The organism is Streptomyces sp. ALB3, assembly GCF_044385685.1.
Classification (GTDB): domain Bacteria; phylum Actinomycetota; class Actinomycetes; order Streptomycetales; family Streptomycetaceae; genus Streptomyces.
On sequence record NZ_JBISCE010000008.1, the window covers coordinates 704,438 to 718,403 of the forward strand.

Consider the following 13,966-nt stretch of genomic DNA (forward strand, 5'->3'; position numbering starts at 1 on the left):
GAGCAGGAGGAGCGATGATGAACGCACCCCGGGGCCTGCGTGTCGTGGTGACGGGCGCCACCGGGAACGTCGGGACCAGCGTCGTGCGGGCCCTGGCCGAGGACCCGGCCGTGAACTCGGTCCTCGGCCTGGCACGGCGGCGCCCCGGGCTCACCGTGCCGGGAGTCGAATGGGGCACCGTCGATCTCGAGCACGGCGACAGTCCACGGCGGCTCAGGGAACACCTGTCCGGTGCCGACGCCGTCGTCCACCTCGCCTGGCGGTTCCAGCCCACGCACGACCCCGTCGTCACCTGGCGGAGCAACGTCGAGGGCTCACTGCGGGTCTTCGGGGCGGTTCGCGACGCGGGCGTTCCGGTCCTGGTGCACGCCTCGTCCGTCGGTGCCTACTCACCGGGCCCCAAGCGGGAACCGGGCGTCGACGAGCGGTGGCCCACCCACGGGTGGCCGGACGCGGCGTACTGCCGGGAGAAGGCCTACCTGGAGCGGGTCCTGGACACCTTCGAGCTACGGAACCCGCGGACCAGGGTCGTGCGCATGCGCCCGGGATTCCTGTTCAAGAGGACGTCGGCGAGCGAACAGCGCCGGATCTTCGGCGGTCGTCACCTGCCGGGCGCGCTGCTCCGACCCGGCCTCCTGCCGTTCGTTCCCGACCTCAAGGGTCTGCGCTTCCAGGTGCTGCACACGGACGACGCCGCCGAGGCCTACCGGCTCGCCGTCCTCAACGACGTCCGGGGCGCCTTCAACCTGGCCGCGGACTCCGTGACCGACGCCCGGCAGCTCGGTGAACTGCTCGGCGCCCGTGTCGTCCGCGCGCCCACGTCCCTGGTGCGGGGCGCGCTGGCCGCCGCGTGGCGGACGCACGCCGTGCCCGCGTCCCCGCACCTGTTCGACGCCGTGCTGCGGCTCCCGGTCATGAACAGCGACCGGGCGCGCGAGGAACTGGGCTGGCGGCCCGCGTACTCGGCCTCCGACGCGCTGCGCGCCTTCCTGCACGGGGTCTCCCACGGAGAGGGAGAGGACACCGCTCCACTGGCCGGCAGGACGTTTGGATGACCGCCGCGCGCTCCCAGGGCACGCCACCAGGGAGCTGGTTCCTGCGGGGACCGGCGTCCGGCCTCCGGGTGGCGGCCCGCTTCCTCGGCTGACCCGCCCCCGCGACCGGTGGCCGCGAGGCGCGGCCCCGGCTCGCGGCGGCTGATCCGCCGATCGGGGAGACAGCCGCCCGCCGGGCGGCAAGTATGGCTCCCATGCGCAGACTTGTGGTCCTGGACGCTCCCTCGAACCTCGGGCTGCGGCCCCCCGCCCCCGGCACCGTACCGGGCTGTTACAAGCTGGCGGGAGCGCTCCGGGAGCAGCGCATCGTGCAGCGGCTGAGGGCGTCGGAAGGCGGTGTCGTCGTACCGCCCCGTTACGACCGCGGCGCATGGCAGCCGGGCGACGGCGTCTTCAACGCCGCTGCCATCGCCCGCTACACCCGCACGCTCGCCGACCGCGTCGAAGTGCATGTCAGGGCGGGGGAGTTCCCCGTCGTGCTGGGCGGTGACTGTTCCATCCAGCTCGGCGCCGCCCTCGCGCTGCGCCGTATCGGCCGGTACGGACTCGCCGCGATCGACGGTTCGGCGGACTTCCGGCACCCGGGCAACAGCGAGCACATCGGAGCCGCGGGCGGCGAGGAGCTGGCCCTCTCCACCGGGCGGGGGCAGGCCGACCTCACCGACCTGGAGGGACTGAGGCCCTACCTCAGGGACGAGGACGTCCGGCTCTTCGGCATGCGCGACCGCGACGAGGACCGTGCGGAGCTGGCCGCGCTGAAGATCTCCCACGCGACGGTGGGGGAGATCAGGGAGTGGGGGCCCGCCGAGATCGCCCGAGGCGTGGTGCGGTCCCTGGAGATCCCCGTCCTCGACGGCTTCTGGGTCCATCTCGACGCCGATGTGCTCGATCCGGGCGTGATGCCCGCCGTCGACAGCCCCGACGCCGACGGCCTGCTCCCCGCTGAGCTCGCCGCGCTCCTGCGCCCCCTCGTCCGCTCACCCCGCTGCGTGGGGCTCAACGTCACGATCTACGACCCGGACCTGGACCCCGACGGCTCCGCCGCCGCGTTGCTCACCGACCTGATCGTCGACGCCTTCGCCGAACCGGAGCCGGGCGGGGCGGACCGGTGATCGTCCGGGGCGGCCGGCCCCGTCTCGCCGGGCCGGGGCTTCTGGTGCCGGCAGCGGACCCCGGCTCGGCGCACGGGTCCCCGGTCCCCACGGCCACGGACCGGACGCGAGGGCCCCTGCCGGGTCCGAGTCCGGGGTGCCACGGCGCCCGTCCGCCGCAGGCGCGCGTGCGGGACCGGGCGGACGGCCCGGGGGAGAGCCCCCACGAGCGGACCCGCGGGCCGCGTGGTGGTGCCGCCCGGCCGAACGCCGTCAGGCGGGCAGGTTCCGGTCGACGTACTCGAAGACGGAGCCGTCCGGGTGCAGGGCGATCAGATTGCGGCCGGCCGGGGTGGGCACGGGGCCCGCGACGACCTTCGCGCCCACCCGCGTCAACGCCGCGTGCGCCTCGTCGACGTCCTTGACCGCGATCGTCGCCGAGACCTTGCGCAGCACCTCGAGTTCCGTCTCGGGTCCGCTCATCAGCAGGAAGCAGCCGATCGCGGCCACCGAGACCCCGCCGCGCTCGAAGCGCAGGGCCGGAGTGCCGGTCAGGCCCTCGTAGAAGGCCACCGAGGCCTCCAGGTCGTCGACGCAGATTCGCAGCGTGGTTCCCAGGATCTCCATGCCCACGAGGGTAGTTGCCGACCCGTCCGGATGTGATCCGTTCCCCGGCCGCCACCGGTTCACGCCCGGCAGAGGACCTCGCCGTGCGGCACCATGAACCAGGCGTCGGGCTCCTCGCCCCACGCGCGCCAGGCTTCCGCGATCGCCGTCAGCCGGTCCGCACCCGCGTGTCCGCCGGCCACCGCCAGCTCCGCGTACACCGACGCGGTCGTGCGGTCCGCCCACAGACCGCTCCACCAGGAACGGTCCTCCGGGGTGGCGAAGCACCAGGCCGCCGCCGTGGGCGTGACGTCGTGGAAGCCGGCCTGCCGCGCCCAGGACAGCAGGCGGCGTCCGGCGTCGGGTTCGCCGCCGTTGGCGCGGGCCACCCGGCCGTACAGCTCCTGCCATTCCCGCATCCCGGGCATCTCGGGGTACCAGGTCATGGCCGCGTAGTCGCTGTCGCGGGCCGCGACGATCCCGCCGGAGCGGCAGACGCGTCGCATCTCGCGCAGGGCCCGCACCGGGTCCCCCACGTGCTGGAGCACCTGGTGGGCGTGGACCACGTCGAAGGAGTCGTCGGGGAAGTCGAGGGAGTGGACGTCCGCGGTGGTGAAGTCCACGTTGTCCACACCGCGTCGGGCGGCGGCCTCCGCCGCCCGGTCCAGCACCTCGCTGCTCGTGTCGACAGCGGTCACGGGGCCGGGCGCCACCAGCGCGGCGATGTCCGCGGTGATGGTGCCCGGCCCGCAGCCCACGTCCAGGACGGCCTGGCCCGGCCGGAGCTCACCGATCAGGTAGGCCGCGGAGTTGGCGGCCGTCCGCCACTCGTGCGAGCGCAGTACGGACTCGTGGTGGCCGTGCGTGTAGACGGCTGTTTCCTTCGGCATGGCCGTACGTCCTCTCTCGGACCTCAGTCGCAGGCGATGGGGCCACGCTACGCCGCGATGTCGGATTATGAGATGGGCGTCTCATGATTCGGTCAGTGCCTACATGGGCATCGGGCAGTACACCGTCAGGGCTTCGGGCAGCTTGTCGATCAGCAGGTCCGTTCCGGAGTGCGCGACCTCACCGTCGTAGGCGTACGGAGTGCCCGGCGCGAGGCCGGCGAGCCGCACCTTGCGGCGCCGTACGGCCGCGTGGACGGGCGACCGGGAGAGCGGGCCCGCGATCGCCGCCGCGAGCAGCCGGAGCCCGGGGGTGCGTCCGCCGTGCACCACGCGCACGTCCAGCAGGCCGTCCGCCAGGTTGTGGCGGCGGCCCGGTGCGGGCCCCACCCGCCTGAACAGCCCGTTGCCCACGAACAGCAGCCACAGCGGCCTTCGCCTCCCCTGGAGTTCGGCGGTCAGGGGACGCGAGCCGCGCAGCGCCTCGAAGGCCGCGAGCACTCCGGCGGGCCACCCGCCGATCCTGGGTGCCCAGTGCTCCCGGGTCCGTACCAGCTCCGGATACACGCCCAGGCTGAAGGCGTTGAGGAAGTAGCCGTCCGCCCCGCCCGGCCCCTGCGGTCCCGGGCGGAAGCGGCCCAGGTCGACCCGGACGGCGTCACCCGAGGTGAGCGCGGTGACCGTGTCGTGCACGGTCTCGATGCCGAGGTCGTACGCGAAGTGGTTCAGGGTCCCGCCGGGGAACACGGCGAGCGGCATGCCGTGCGTCGCCGCCACGGCCGCCGCCATGTTGACCGTCCCGTCGCCCCCGCAGACACCCAGGGCCTTACCCTCCCTCGCCGCCTTCTCCAGGCATCCCGGCAGGTCGGCGGGGGCGCACTCCACGGTCTCCGCGAGCGGCAGCGCGTCGCGGATCACGGCCGCCGCGTTGGTGGCGGAACCGGACTCCCGGTTGACGACCACGATCAGATCCTGCCCGGCGCGCAGTGCCGGCGCCTCGGCCGGAGGCCGGCCGGGAGCCGGGAGCTGTCCACGGGTCGGTACGACCCCCCGCAGTGCGAACGCGGCCCCTACGCCGAGCGCCGCGCCGGCCAGCACGTCGCTCGGATAGTGGACCCCGGTGTAGACGCGGGACGCCGCCACCGCCGCCGCGACGGGAGCGACGACCGCGCCCCAGCCCCTGGACTCCAGGGCGACGCCGGTCGCGAAGGCCGCCGCGGACGCCGCGTGCCCGGACGGGAAGGAGGTGGTGATCGGCTGGCGCTTCAGCTGCCTCATCACCGGGACCATGTCCAGTATCGGGCGTTCCCTGCGCACCGCCTGCTTGCCCACGGTGTTGATCGCGGCGGAGGCGACGGCGAGCGAGGCGACGCCGCGCAGGGCGGCCCTGCGGGACCGTGCGCTGGAGCCCAGCGCCGCCATGCCGGCGGCGGCCCCGAACCACAGCAGCCCGTGGTTGGCGCTGCGGCTCAGACGCGGCAGGACGGCGTCGGCGCCGGGCCAGTGTCTCTGGGCCACGCGCTGGAACGCGGCGAGATCCCGCTGGTGGAACCGGGCCCGCCAGTGGCCCGGGGAGGGGAGACTGCTCGATGTCGGCATGGGACAGCGAATACCCTGCGACCGGGCGGTGAACCAGGAGGCGCGCGCGGCGGACTCGACGGAATCTCGATCGAATCGACGGGAAGGCGTGGATTTGCCCCCGCCCCGCCCGTCCCCCCGGGCCGAGGGCGTTGCCCGGAGAAGATTCCTGCCGCTAGCCTGCGTTCGTGATTCCGGTCATTGACCGGAGTGTCGAACGAGATTGGCGGGCGATCATGGGGCGACTCGTCCCTGCGGTGACCAGGGCGCTTGATGTTCTCGAACTCTTCCTCCAGGGGGAGGGGACCCTCTCCGCCCCCGAGGTCACCCGGAAGCTCCAACTGCCGCGGACCACCGTCCACGAACTGCTCACCACGCTCGCCGCGCGGTCCTACCTGGTCACGGTTCCGGAGCAGCCGGGACGATACCGGCTCGGCGTCCGCACGTACCAGCTCGGCAGCCGCTACGCCGAGAAGCTCGACCTCGCGGCCGAGGGCCAGCAGGTGGCCCGTGAGGTCGCCGAGACGTGCGGCGAGACGGTCCATGTCGCGATCCTCGAGGACACCGAGGTCATCTACATCGCCAAGGTGGACTCCACGCACGCCGTACGCATGGTCTCCGCCGCCGGCCGCAAGCTGCCCGCGCACTGCACCTCCGTCGGCAAGCTGCTGCTCGCCGCGCTCCCCGAGGCGGAGCTGGACGCCCGCCTCGACGGGCGCGAGCTCATCGCCATGACCGACAACAGCCTCACCGACGCGGCCGAGCTGCGGGCGGCGCTCGCCGTCGTCCGCAAACGGGGCGTCGCGGTGGAGCACCGGGAGTCGAACCCGGACGTGAGCTGCGTGGCCGCGCCCGTCCGCGACCGGTCCGGACGTGTCGTCGCCGCGCTCTCCATCTCCGTGCCGATGATCCGCTGGAGCGAGGAGCGCGAGGCGGAACTCGCGCAGCTCGCGGCGGGCGGCGCCGACGCGCTGTCCGGCCGGCTCGGGCACCACCGGCCCCAGCTGTGAGGCCGGTCCTGGAGGTGGCCGTGCGCGAGCAGGCCGAGCTGGGCGAGGGGCCGACCTGGGACCAGGCGACGGGGCGGCTGATCTGGGTCGACATACTCTCCGCCCGCGTCCACACCTACGAACCGTCGACCGGCCGCCGCACGGTCATGGCCACCGGCCAGCACGTCGGTGCGGCGAAGCCCCGGGCGGGGGGCGGCCTCGTGGTGGTCCTGCGGGACGGAGCGGGACTGTACGACGCCGACGGTGCCTTCTCCTGGCTGGTCCACGATCCCGTCCCCGGCAGGCGGGGCAACGACGCGGCCGTGGCACCGGACGGCGCGCTCTGGGCGGGCACCATGCGCTACGACGAGGCGGAGGCGGGCGGCTCCCTCTCGCGGATCGCCCCCGACGGCACGGTGAGCAGGGTCGGGGACGCGGTGACGGTCAGCAACGGCACCGGGTGGAGCCCTGACGGCCGGCTCATGTACTACACCGACACCCCCACGCGGCGCATCGACGTCTTCGACGTGGAGGGGGAGCGCGTACTGAACCGGCGCCCCTTCGCAACCGTCGAGCGGGGCTCCGGGTGGCCCGACGGGCTGACGGTCGACGCCGACGGCTGTGTCTGGACCGCCCTGTGGGACGGCGGGGCGATCCGGCGCCACACCCCCGACGGCCGGCTGGACCGGATCGTGGAGCTCCCGGTCCGGCGGCCGACGGCGTGCGCCTTCGGCGGGCCGGACCTCCGTGACCTGTACGTGTCCACCGCCCGGACGGGCCTGGACGCACCTCACCCGCTCTCGGGATCCCTGCTCGTCCTGCCCGGCGTGGGACAGGGGCTGCCCGGGACTCCGTTCGCCGGCTGAGCGGGCGCGGACAGGAAGGCGTATTTCCGCCGCCCGACCGATCCGGTGCGCGGGCGGACCCCCGGGAACCTCCGTATAAAGGGCCCTGAGGGTGACGCAGGCGGAGGGAGGCACCGGGATGCACTGGAGCGAGCGGAAGCCGCCCCGCCCCCTCGGGGAGGATCACGGCCCGGTCCGGTACGGGCCGCCCGCCCCCGACCCGGGCCTTCCCGTGCTGCCGGAGCTCGCCGGAGTGCTGGCCGCCGCGGCGGCACGGACCCGGCCCGAGCCGCCCGGTGGCGGAACGATCCTGCGGGAGGCGGCCCGCGCCTACTGGGAGCGGCGGGGCCTGCACGGCGGACCCGAGGGCGTCGCCGCGGCCCCCGGGATCCAGCCGCTGCTGCTCGCACTGATCGCCGCGCACGGCGGCGATGTGCTCATGCCACGCCCCTGCCCCGCCACGTGGATGCCGCAGGCACGGCTGCTGGGCCTGCCCGCCTACCACGTGCCCACGCCCGCCGAGTGCGGCGGCATCCCCGACCCGTACGCCCTGCTGGAGACCGTGCGCAGGGTCCGGGCCGAGGGCGGCAGGCCCCGGCTGCTCCTGATCTCGGTGGCGGACGACCCGACCGCGACCCTCGCCCCGCCGGAACTCGTCCGCGAGGCGTGCGAGGCCGCGGTCTCCGAAGGGCTGCACATCGTCAGCGACGAGACCTGGCGCGACACACTGCACCGGCCCCACGACACCGTCCTGCTCAGCCCTGCCGAGATGTGCCCCGACGACGTCACCGTCCTGTGCGACCTGGCCGGAGCCCTCACGCCGTCCGCCTGGCCCGTCGCCGTCGCACGCTTCCCGGCCACCGCGCGCGCCGCCGCCCGCCGCGCCAGGGTCCTCGACATCCTCACCGCGCTCGGCGCCCTCGTCGCGGAGCCGGTCGCCAGGGCCGCCGCCCACGCGCTGGGCGAGCCCGAGGCCGTCACGGCCAGGGTCCGGCAGGCGGCGCACCTCCAGGCACACATCGCCCCCGCCGCCCACCGCGCGGTGCTCACCGCCGGCGCCCTGGCCAGGCCCCCGCAGGCCGGACGGCATCTCTACGCCGACCTGGGCCCGCTGCGCACCCGGCTGGCCGACCGGGGCGTCACCGACTCCATGGAGCTGGAGGAGTACCTGACGCGACGTCTCGGCGCTCCCGCGCCCGGCGGGCACCGGTTCGGGGACGAGCTGGGTGCGCTGAGGGTGCGGCTGAGCACGGGTCCGCTGCTCGGCTCAACCCCGGAGCAGCAGATGGCGTCCCTCACTGCGGTGGAGCCCCTGAGATTGCCGCATGTCGCCGGAGCACTGAGCATTTTCGCAGCAGCCCTCGATGAACTCCGATGACAGGAGCCTCTCGATGACGGAACAGACCGAGCGTCCGCACGCCGGACCCGGCCGCGCGCCCGCGGGCCGTCCCGTCGCCGCTCCGCGCCGCCTCGGTGAACTGCGGACCTGGCCCCGCAGTTTCGCCGACCGGCTCACCGCACCGCTCCCGGGTGTCAGGGGCATGACTCGTCTGGCGAGGGAGCGCGCCATGCGGCCCAACGCCGAGGGGCTGCGGGGCATCCACCGGCTGCCGTACGCCCCCGGTCCCCTGCCCGTCGCGGGTCCGGACACCACGGCTGTCACCTGGGCCGGACACGCCAGCTGGGTCGTCCGCATCGGCGGGCTCACCGTCCTGACCGACCCCGTCTGGTCACGGCGCATCCTGGGCACCCCGGCGAGGATCACCCCGGTCGGTGTCCGCTGGGAGGAACTGCCGGCCGTCGACGCGGTCCTGATCAGCCACAACCACTACGACCACCTCGACGCCCCCACACTCCGCAGGCTCCCGAGGAACACCCCGCTCCTGGTCCCCGCGGGTCTCGGCCGCTGGTGCCGGCGCCGCCGCTTCACCTGTGTCACCGAGCTCGACTGGTGGGAGTCGGTGGAGCTGGGCGGCGTCCGGTTCGACTTCGTGCCGTCCCACCACTGGTCCAAGCGCACCCTCCTCGACACCTGCCGGTCCCTGTGGGGAGGCTGGGTGATCGGCGACGCGGGAGGGCACCGGCTCTACTTCGCGGGGGACACCGGCTACGGCCACTGGTTCAAGGAGATCGGCCGCCGCTATCCCGGCCTGGACCTGGCCATGCTGCCGATCGGGGCGTACGAGCCGCGATGGTGGCTCTCGGACGTCCACACCGACCCCGAGGAGGCCGTCCAGGCGTACGAGGAACTCGGCGCCCGTGCGATGGCCCCGATGCACTGGGCGACGTTCCTCCTCTCCGCCGAACCGGTGCTGGAACCGCTCACCCGGCTCCGTACCGCCTGGCAGCGGGCCGGGCTGCCGCGCGCGGACCTGTGGGACCTGCCGGTCGGCGGCTCACGCGTCCTGGAGAGCTGACCGTGCCGGGCGGGAGCACCGGCCGCTCAGCCGGCCAGACGCGTCCGCAGCCGCCGCCACAGCGCCGGCGTCCCGCTGATCACCAGGGTCAGCGCGACCGCCGCGAGTACGCCCTCCCACGGCTCGGGGAACAGCGAACCGCCCAGGACCCCGATCAGCTGGTACGTCGCCGCCCAGGCCAGACACGCGGGCACGTCGCCCCGGGCGAACTGCCGCAGCGGCATCCGCCCGAGCAGGCAGGCCAGCATCACGGGTATGCGCCCCGCCGGAATCAGCCGGGACAGCACCAGTACCACCGTGCCGTGCTCGTCCAGCTTCTCCTGCGCCTGGGCGAGCCGCTCGGGAGCGGCCCGTCCGGTGATCGCCTCCAGCCACTTCGAACCGTTCTTGGACGCCACCCCGCGCTTGCCGAGCCAGTACAGGCATATGTCACCGAGGAAGGCCGCGCCCGAGGCCACGGCGAACACGATGAGCAGGGCGAACGGTGACGTCTGGTGGAACGTCACCACGGACACCGAACTCACCAGCACCCCTGTCGGCACCACCGGCACCAGGGACCCCAGCGCCACCAGCAGGAACAACGACGGGTAGGCAACGGCCTGCTGGGTCGACTCGGTCGGCAGCTGCCGCAGCACTTCTTCGATCACCTACGGGCCTCCGGCCTCACATGCTCGCCGTGCCCCAGCCGGTGCACCGCTACCTCCGGTGCCGTGCGCGCCGCCTGCCGCACGAATTCGTCGCCCGGCGCGTGGAACTCGTGCGGCCGGATCCCGTCCATCCCGATCGGCCAGTAGGTGCCGTAGTGCACCGGCACCGCGGCTCGCGGCCTCAGTATCGTCAGGGCGTGTGCGGCGCGTACCGCGTCCAGGTGGTGGTGGCCCAGATTGGGCCCCCAGCCGCCGACAGGCAGCAACGCCACCTCCACCTGCCCCACCGCGTCGGCCATGTCGTCGAACAGCCCGGTGTCCCCGGCGAAGTAGGTGCGGGCCTCGCCCTCGACGACGTACCCGAGGGCGGGCACCCGGTGCGGCCCGACCGGGAGCCGCCGGCCGTCGTGCAGGGCCGGGACCGCGCGCACCAGGACCTCGCCGACCCGCACCACGTCCCCGGGGGCGACCTCGGTGATCCGCAGCCCGCGCGCCCGGCGCAGCAGCCGGAGCCCCGGGACGGCGCCGACGGCGCCCACGGGCACCACCAGCATGCTGCCGGGGGCGAGGCGGGCCAGGGAGGGCAGATGCAGGTGGTCGGAGTGCAGGTGGGAGACCAGGACGGCGTCGGCGACCGCGGCCTCCGGCGGCGGCACGTCACCCCGGCGGCGGCGCAGGTGCGCGAAACGCCGCGCGAAGAGCGGGTCGGTCAGCAACCTGACCCCGCTGTCCTCGATCGTGCAGGTGGCATGACCCCACCAGGTGACCTCCACCGGCCAGCCTCCTCGTCCGCGCCCCAGCCGTCGCCGTACGGGTACGAGGGTAGGCGCTCCGCGCCCCTCCCACGCCGGGGTGCCCCTTCACGCCTGTCCAGGCACGTTCACGGACGGCTACGGAGGGCTACGACAGGGGTAGGGTCGTGGCCAGCATCCGAGTGCGGGGGGATCCGTTCATGGGCGGCGTCGGCGCAGACGTACGGGTGGCGGCCATCGCCAGCCTCACACCACTGGAAGAACTCGACGGGGACCCCTTCCTCGTCGACACCCGCAGCCAGCACGCCATGTGCGCACGCTGGGCGGCGGACCAGGGTTACGTCGTCACGCGCCAGCTCCGCGTCTACGGACTGCGCCCCGACCACCACGCCCTGTGGGCGGGCGCCGACGGCGGGCCGACCGAGCTGTTCGTGGCCCCCAACGACCGGGTGCTGGCACGGGCACTCGTCTCGGTGCCGGACTTCGCGGCGGAGTGCGAGAGACGTGGTGTGCGACTTGAGCTCGCCGGCCTGGAGGAGCCCGTCTACACGGCGCGCGCCAAGGCCGGCGTCCACCGCAGACTCTCCATGCCGACCGCAGGATACGACGGCTGCTGATGACCGGAGGGGACCCGGGGCCAGGGAAGGGTCCGGAACGGCTGTGACAGGCTTTGTGCGGGCCCACCTCGGACACCGGGCCCGGACGTGAGGTGGAACGGCGTGAGTGGCGGGCGATGGCGTACGGCGGGGGGAACCCTCATACGCGTGGTCTCGGTGTGGGCCGTGTCCACCCTCACCATGCTGGCGCTGGCGGGGATCCTGCCCGACTTCCGGCTCCAGGCCGACGACGGCGACACCGTCACGAGGACCGCCTTCACCGCGGCCTGGGGCGCCGGGGCCTTCGGCCTGCTCTCGGCCCTGGTGTGGCCCGTGCTCGTCAGAGCGCTGCTCATCGTCCCGGCGCTGGTACTGGGCGCCCTGGTCTTCTTCCTCAACGGCTCCCTGCTGCTGATCGCCCTGCGCCTCATCCCGGACGGGCGCGGCGACGCGAACCCGGAGACCGCCGTCGTCGTGGCGGCCGTCATGTCCGCCGTCGCCTCCGCGACCTCCACCGCCCTCGCGGTCCGTGACGACGACGCCTACCGGCGCAGACTCTCCCGCCTCGCCGACCGGCGCCGCAGACGCAGCGGCACCCCGATGAGCGCGGACGGAGACCGCCCCGGCCCGCCCGGCATCGTGTTCGTCCAGCTCGACGGCGTGGGCCACGGCGTGCTCGAACAGGCGGCGGCCGACGGCCTCATGCCGACCGTGGCCGGCCTGCTCGCCGACGAGGCGGGCCACCGGCTCACCCCGTGGACCACCGACTGGTCCAGCCAGACAGGCGCCAGCCAGCTCGGCATCCTGCACGGAAGCAACTTCGACGTACCGGCGTTCCGCTGGTACGAGAAGGAGACCGGCACCGTCATGGTCTCCAGCAGACCGGCGAGCGCCCTCGAACTGCAGCGCAGGGCCATCGCCCGCACCCATGACGGCGGCCTGCTCACCGTCGACGGCGCGAGCCGGGGCAACCTCTTCAGCGGCGGCGCCGACCAGCTCGCCCTGGTCCTGTCCATGGCGGCCAGGCTCGGCAAGGGGCGCCGCTCGCGCGCCGGCTACTTCGCCTACTTCTCCGACCCGGCCAACGCCGTCCGCACCGCCCTGTCGTTCGTCGCGGAGGTGGGCCGCGAGATCGGCCAGTCCGTCCGGGCACGGGCGCGGAAGGAGGCGCCCCGGGTCAAGCGCGGTGGGCTGTACCCCTTCATCAGAGCCTTCGCGACCGTCGTCGAACGCGATGTGGTGGTCGCCGCCGTGATCGGCGACATGTTCGCCGGGCGCACCGCCGTCTACGCCGACCTCGTCGCCTACGACGAGGTCGCCCACCACTCCGGGCCGCACAGCAGGGACGCGGAGAAGGTCCTGACGCGGCTCGACCGCTCACTCGGCCTCATCATGAAGATCGCGGACCACACCCCGCGCGACTACCGGATCGTGCTGCTGTCCGACCACGGGCAGAGCCCGGGCGAGACCTTCGCGGGGAAGTACGGTCTCACGCTCAAGGACCTCGTCAGGGCCGGCTGCGGACTGCCCGTACCCCGCCGCGCCCAGCGCACCCGCAGCGCCTCGGAGGCCCGCGACGCGGTGCGCATCGCGCTGCACAGGCCGATCGCCGGGGAGCAGGAGGCCGGACAACCCGACAAGGCCTCCGACCCGGTGGTGCTCGCCTCGGGAAACCTCGGGCTGCTGTCGTTCCCGGACATCGAGGGGCGTGCCTCCCGCGAGCAGCTCGACCGCCGCTACCCGGCACTGCTCAGCACGCTCGCCGCCCACCCGGGGATCGGCTTCCTGCTCGTGCGGAGCCAGAAGCACGGGTCGGTGGTGCTCGGCCGGGACGGGGCGGAGGTCCCGGTCGCGGACCTGACGGACGGCGAGGGGCCGATCGCGGTCTTCGGCGCGGGCGCGGCGGACGCGGTGCGGCGCACCGACGGCTTCCCGCACGTCGCGGACGTCATGATCAACTCGATGTACGACCCCGCGACCGGCCGCGTACACGCCTTCGAGGAGCAGATCGGCTCGCACGGCGGGCTCGGCGGCGCACAGTCGCGGCCGTTCCTGCTGTGGCCGCGGACGCTGACGGATCCACTCGACGCCGTGGCGGCGGAAGCACCGCGCGGGGAGTCGCCGTCCGTGCCGCCCCGGGCGTCCGAGGGCGGCCCGGTCGGGGCGGAAGCGGTACACCGGGTGCTGGCACGCTGGCTCAGGGAGCTCTCCGGCCCGCAGGTCCCACTGCGGCAGGAAGGCTTCGCCGGGACGGTGCGGGTGGACGAGCCGTTCCCGGACGGGCGGGCCCGCGCTGACGTCCCGGGCCCCGCCCGCGAGCCTGACCCGGTCCGCGCCGCTGCTCCCGCCCGGTCCGACGAGCCCGTGCGGTCGGAGAAGCCCGTGCGGTCCGCGGAACCGGGCCGCCCGGAGGAGCCGGCCGCCCTCGTGGTCGAACCCCTTCCGGCCGCCCCTGGACCCGACGGCTCCGCCCCGGGTGCACGCGGCTGAAAGGGCGGCGGGG

At 74.2% G+C, this 13,966-nt stretch carries 13 protein-coding genes; 8 read left to right on the top strand and 5 right to left on the bottom strand.

The genetic code is table 11. From position 1 onward, the window contains the following. Positions 1-17: 17 nt before the first annotated feature. Both ACHFIV_RS09935 and ACHFIV_RS09940 read left to right on the top strand, forming a co-directional pair. The gene (locus ACHFIV_RS09935; RefSeq protein WP_398965998.1) at positions 18-1,055 is read left to right on the top strand and encodes an NAD-dependent epimerase/dehydratase family protein; all 1,038 of its coding nucleotides are present in this window, start codon (positions 18-20) and stop codon (positions 1,053-1,055) included. Positions 1,056-1,249: 194 nt separating this feature from the next. Then, positions 1,250-2,167: an arginase family protein gene (locus tag ACHFIV_RS09940; RefSeq protein WP_398965665.1), complete on the top strand. Its 918-nt coding sequence runs from the start codon at positions 1,250-1,252 to the stop codon at positions 2,165-2,167. Between the two features lie 252 nt (positions 2,168-2,419). Here the strand turns inward: ACHFIV_RS09940 and ACHFIV_RS09945 are convergent, their stop codons facing one another. The 3 genes from ACHFIV_RS09945 to ACHFIV_RS09955 all read right to left on the bottom strand — a co-directional run bounded on the left by ACHFIV_RS09945 (position 2,420) and on the right by ACHFIV_RS09955 (position 5,238). After that, a complete protein-coding gene (locus ACHFIV_RS09945; RefSeq protein WP_398965667.1) occupies positions 2,420-2,773 on the bottom strand; it encodes a VOC family protein in 354 nt (117 codons plus the stop codon). A gap of 59 nt (positions 2,774-2,832) precedes the next feature. Then, positions 2,833-3,642 (bottom strand): methyltransferase domain-containing protein, encoded by an 810-nt coding sequence (locus ACHFIV_RS09950; protein WP_398965669.1) that lies wholly within the window; start codon positions 3,640-3,642, stop codon positions 2,833-2,835. Positions 3,643-3,741: 99 nt separating this feature from the next. Continuing rightward, the gene (locus ACHFIV_RS09955) at positions 3,742-5,238 is read right to left on the bottom strand and encodes a bifunctional phosphatase PAP2/diacylglycerol kinase family protein (RefSeq protein WP_398965671.1); all 1,497 of its coding nucleotides are present in this window, start codon (positions 5,236-5,238) and stop codon (positions 3,742-3,744) included. Between the two features lie 215 nt (positions 5,239-5,453). Between ACHFIV_RS09955 and ACHFIV_RS09960 the strand changes: the two genes are divergently transcribed. The 4 genes from ACHFIV_RS09960 to ACHFIV_RS09975 all read left to right on the top strand — a co-directional run bounded on the left by ACHFIV_RS09960 (position 5,454) and on the right by ACHFIV_RS09975 (position 9,468). Then, on the top strand, positions 5,454-6,227 hold the full coding sequence (locus ACHFIV_RS09960; RefSeq protein ID WP_398965673.1) for an IclR family transcriptional regulator: 774 nt from the start codon (positions 5,454-5,456) through the stop codon (positions 6,225-6,227). A 20-nt stretch (positions 6,228-6,247) separates the two neighbouring features. Further along, a complete protein-coding gene (locus ACHFIV_RS09965) occupies positions 6,248-7,072 on the top strand; it encodes an SMP-30/gluconolactonase/LRE family protein (protein WP_398965674.1) in 825 nt (274 codons plus the stop codon). A gap of 118 nt (positions 7,073-7,190) precedes the next feature. Further along, a complete protein-coding gene (locus tag ACHFIV_RS09970) occupies positions 7,191-8,429 on the top strand; it encodes an aminotransferase class I/II-fold pyridoxal phosphate-dependent enzyme (RefSeq protein ID WP_398965675.1) in 1,239 nt (412 codons plus the stop codon). A 13-nt stretch (positions 8,430-8,442) separates the two neighbouring features. Next, positions 8,443-9,468, top strand: a complete 1,026-nt coding sequence (locus tag ACHFIV_RS09975; RefSeq protein WP_398965677.1) for an MBL fold metallo-hydrolase — start codon at positions 8,443-8,445, stop codon at positions 9,466-9,468. A 26-nt stretch (positions 9,469-9,494) separates the two neighbouring features. On the opposite strand, the gene ACHFIV_RS09980 is transcribed toward ACHFIV_RS09975, so the two are convergent. Continuing rightward, the gene (locus tag ACHFIV_RS09980) at positions 9,495-10,115 is read right to left on the bottom strand and encodes a DedA family protein (RefSeq protein ID WP_398965678.1); all 621 of its coding nucleotides are present in this window, start codon (positions 10,113-10,115) and stop codon (positions 9,495-9,497) included. Then, positions 10,112-10,888, bottom strand: a complete 777-nt coding sequence (locus ACHFIV_RS09985) for an MBL fold metallo-hydrolase (protein ID WP_398965680.1) — start codon at positions 10,886-10,888, stop codon at positions 10,112-10,114. Before ACHFIV_RS09985 ends, ACHFIV_RS09980 begins: the two co-directional genes overlap by 4 nt. A 179-nt stretch (positions 10,889-11,067) precedes the next feature. Here ACHFIV_RS09985 and ACHFIV_RS09990 point away from each other — a divergent pair, with 179 nt between their 5' ends. Then, the gene (locus ACHFIV_RS09990; RefSeq protein ID WP_398965999.1) at positions 11,068-11,484 is read left to right on the top strand and encodes a hypothetical protein; all 417 of its coding nucleotides are present in this window, start codon (positions 11,068-11,070) and stop codon (positions 11,482-11,484) included. Positions 11,485-11,586: 102 nt separating this feature from the next. Continuing rightward, positions 11,587-13,953, top strand: a complete 2,367-nt coding sequence (locus ACHFIV_RS09995; RefSeq protein ID WP_398965682.1) for a phage holin family protein — start codon at positions 11,587-11,589, stop codon at positions 13,951-13,953. Positions 13,954-13,966: the final 13 nt, after the last annotated feature.

Excerpts from the sequence above, each read along its gene's own strand:
- ACHFIV_RS09935 (WP_398965998.1), top strand. The coding sequence starts at position 18 with ATGAACGCACCCCGGGGCCTGCGTGTCGTGGTGACGGGCGCCACCGGG.
- ACHFIV_RS09940 (WP_398965665.1), top strand. The coding sequence starts at position 1,250 with ATGCGCAGACTTGTGGTCCTGGACGCTCCCTCGAACCTCGGGCTGCGG.
- ACHFIV_RS09945 (WP_398965667.1), bottom strand. The coding sequence starts at position 2,773 with ATGGAGATCCTGGGAACCACGCTGCGAATCTGCGTCGACGACCTGGAG.
- ACHFIV_RS09950 (WP_398965669.1), bottom strand. The coding sequence starts at position 3,642 with ATGCCGAAGGAAACAGCCGTCTACACGCACGGCCACCACGAGTCCGTA.
- ACHFIV_RS09955 (WP_398965671.1), bottom strand. The coding sequence starts at position 5,238 with ATGCCGACATCGAGCAGTCTCCCCTCCCCGGGCCACTGGCGGGCCCGG.
- ACHFIV_RS09960 (WP_398965673.1), top strand. The coding sequence starts at position 5,454 with ATGGGGCGACTCGTCCCTGCGGTGACCAGGGCGCTTGATGTTCTCGAA.
- ACHFIV_RS09970 (WP_398965675.1), top strand. The coding sequence starts at position 7,191 with ATGCACTGGAGCGAGCGGAAGCCGCCCCGCCCCCTCGGGGAGGATCAC.
- ACHFIV_RS09975 (WP_398965677.1), top strand. The coding sequence starts at position 8,443 with ATGACGGAACAGACCGAGCGTCCGCACGCCGGACCCGGCCGCGCGCCC.
- ACHFIV_RS09990 (WP_398965999.1), top strand. The coding sequence starts at position 11,068 with ATGGGCGGCGTCGGCGCAGACGTACGGGTGGCGGCCATCGCCAGCCTC.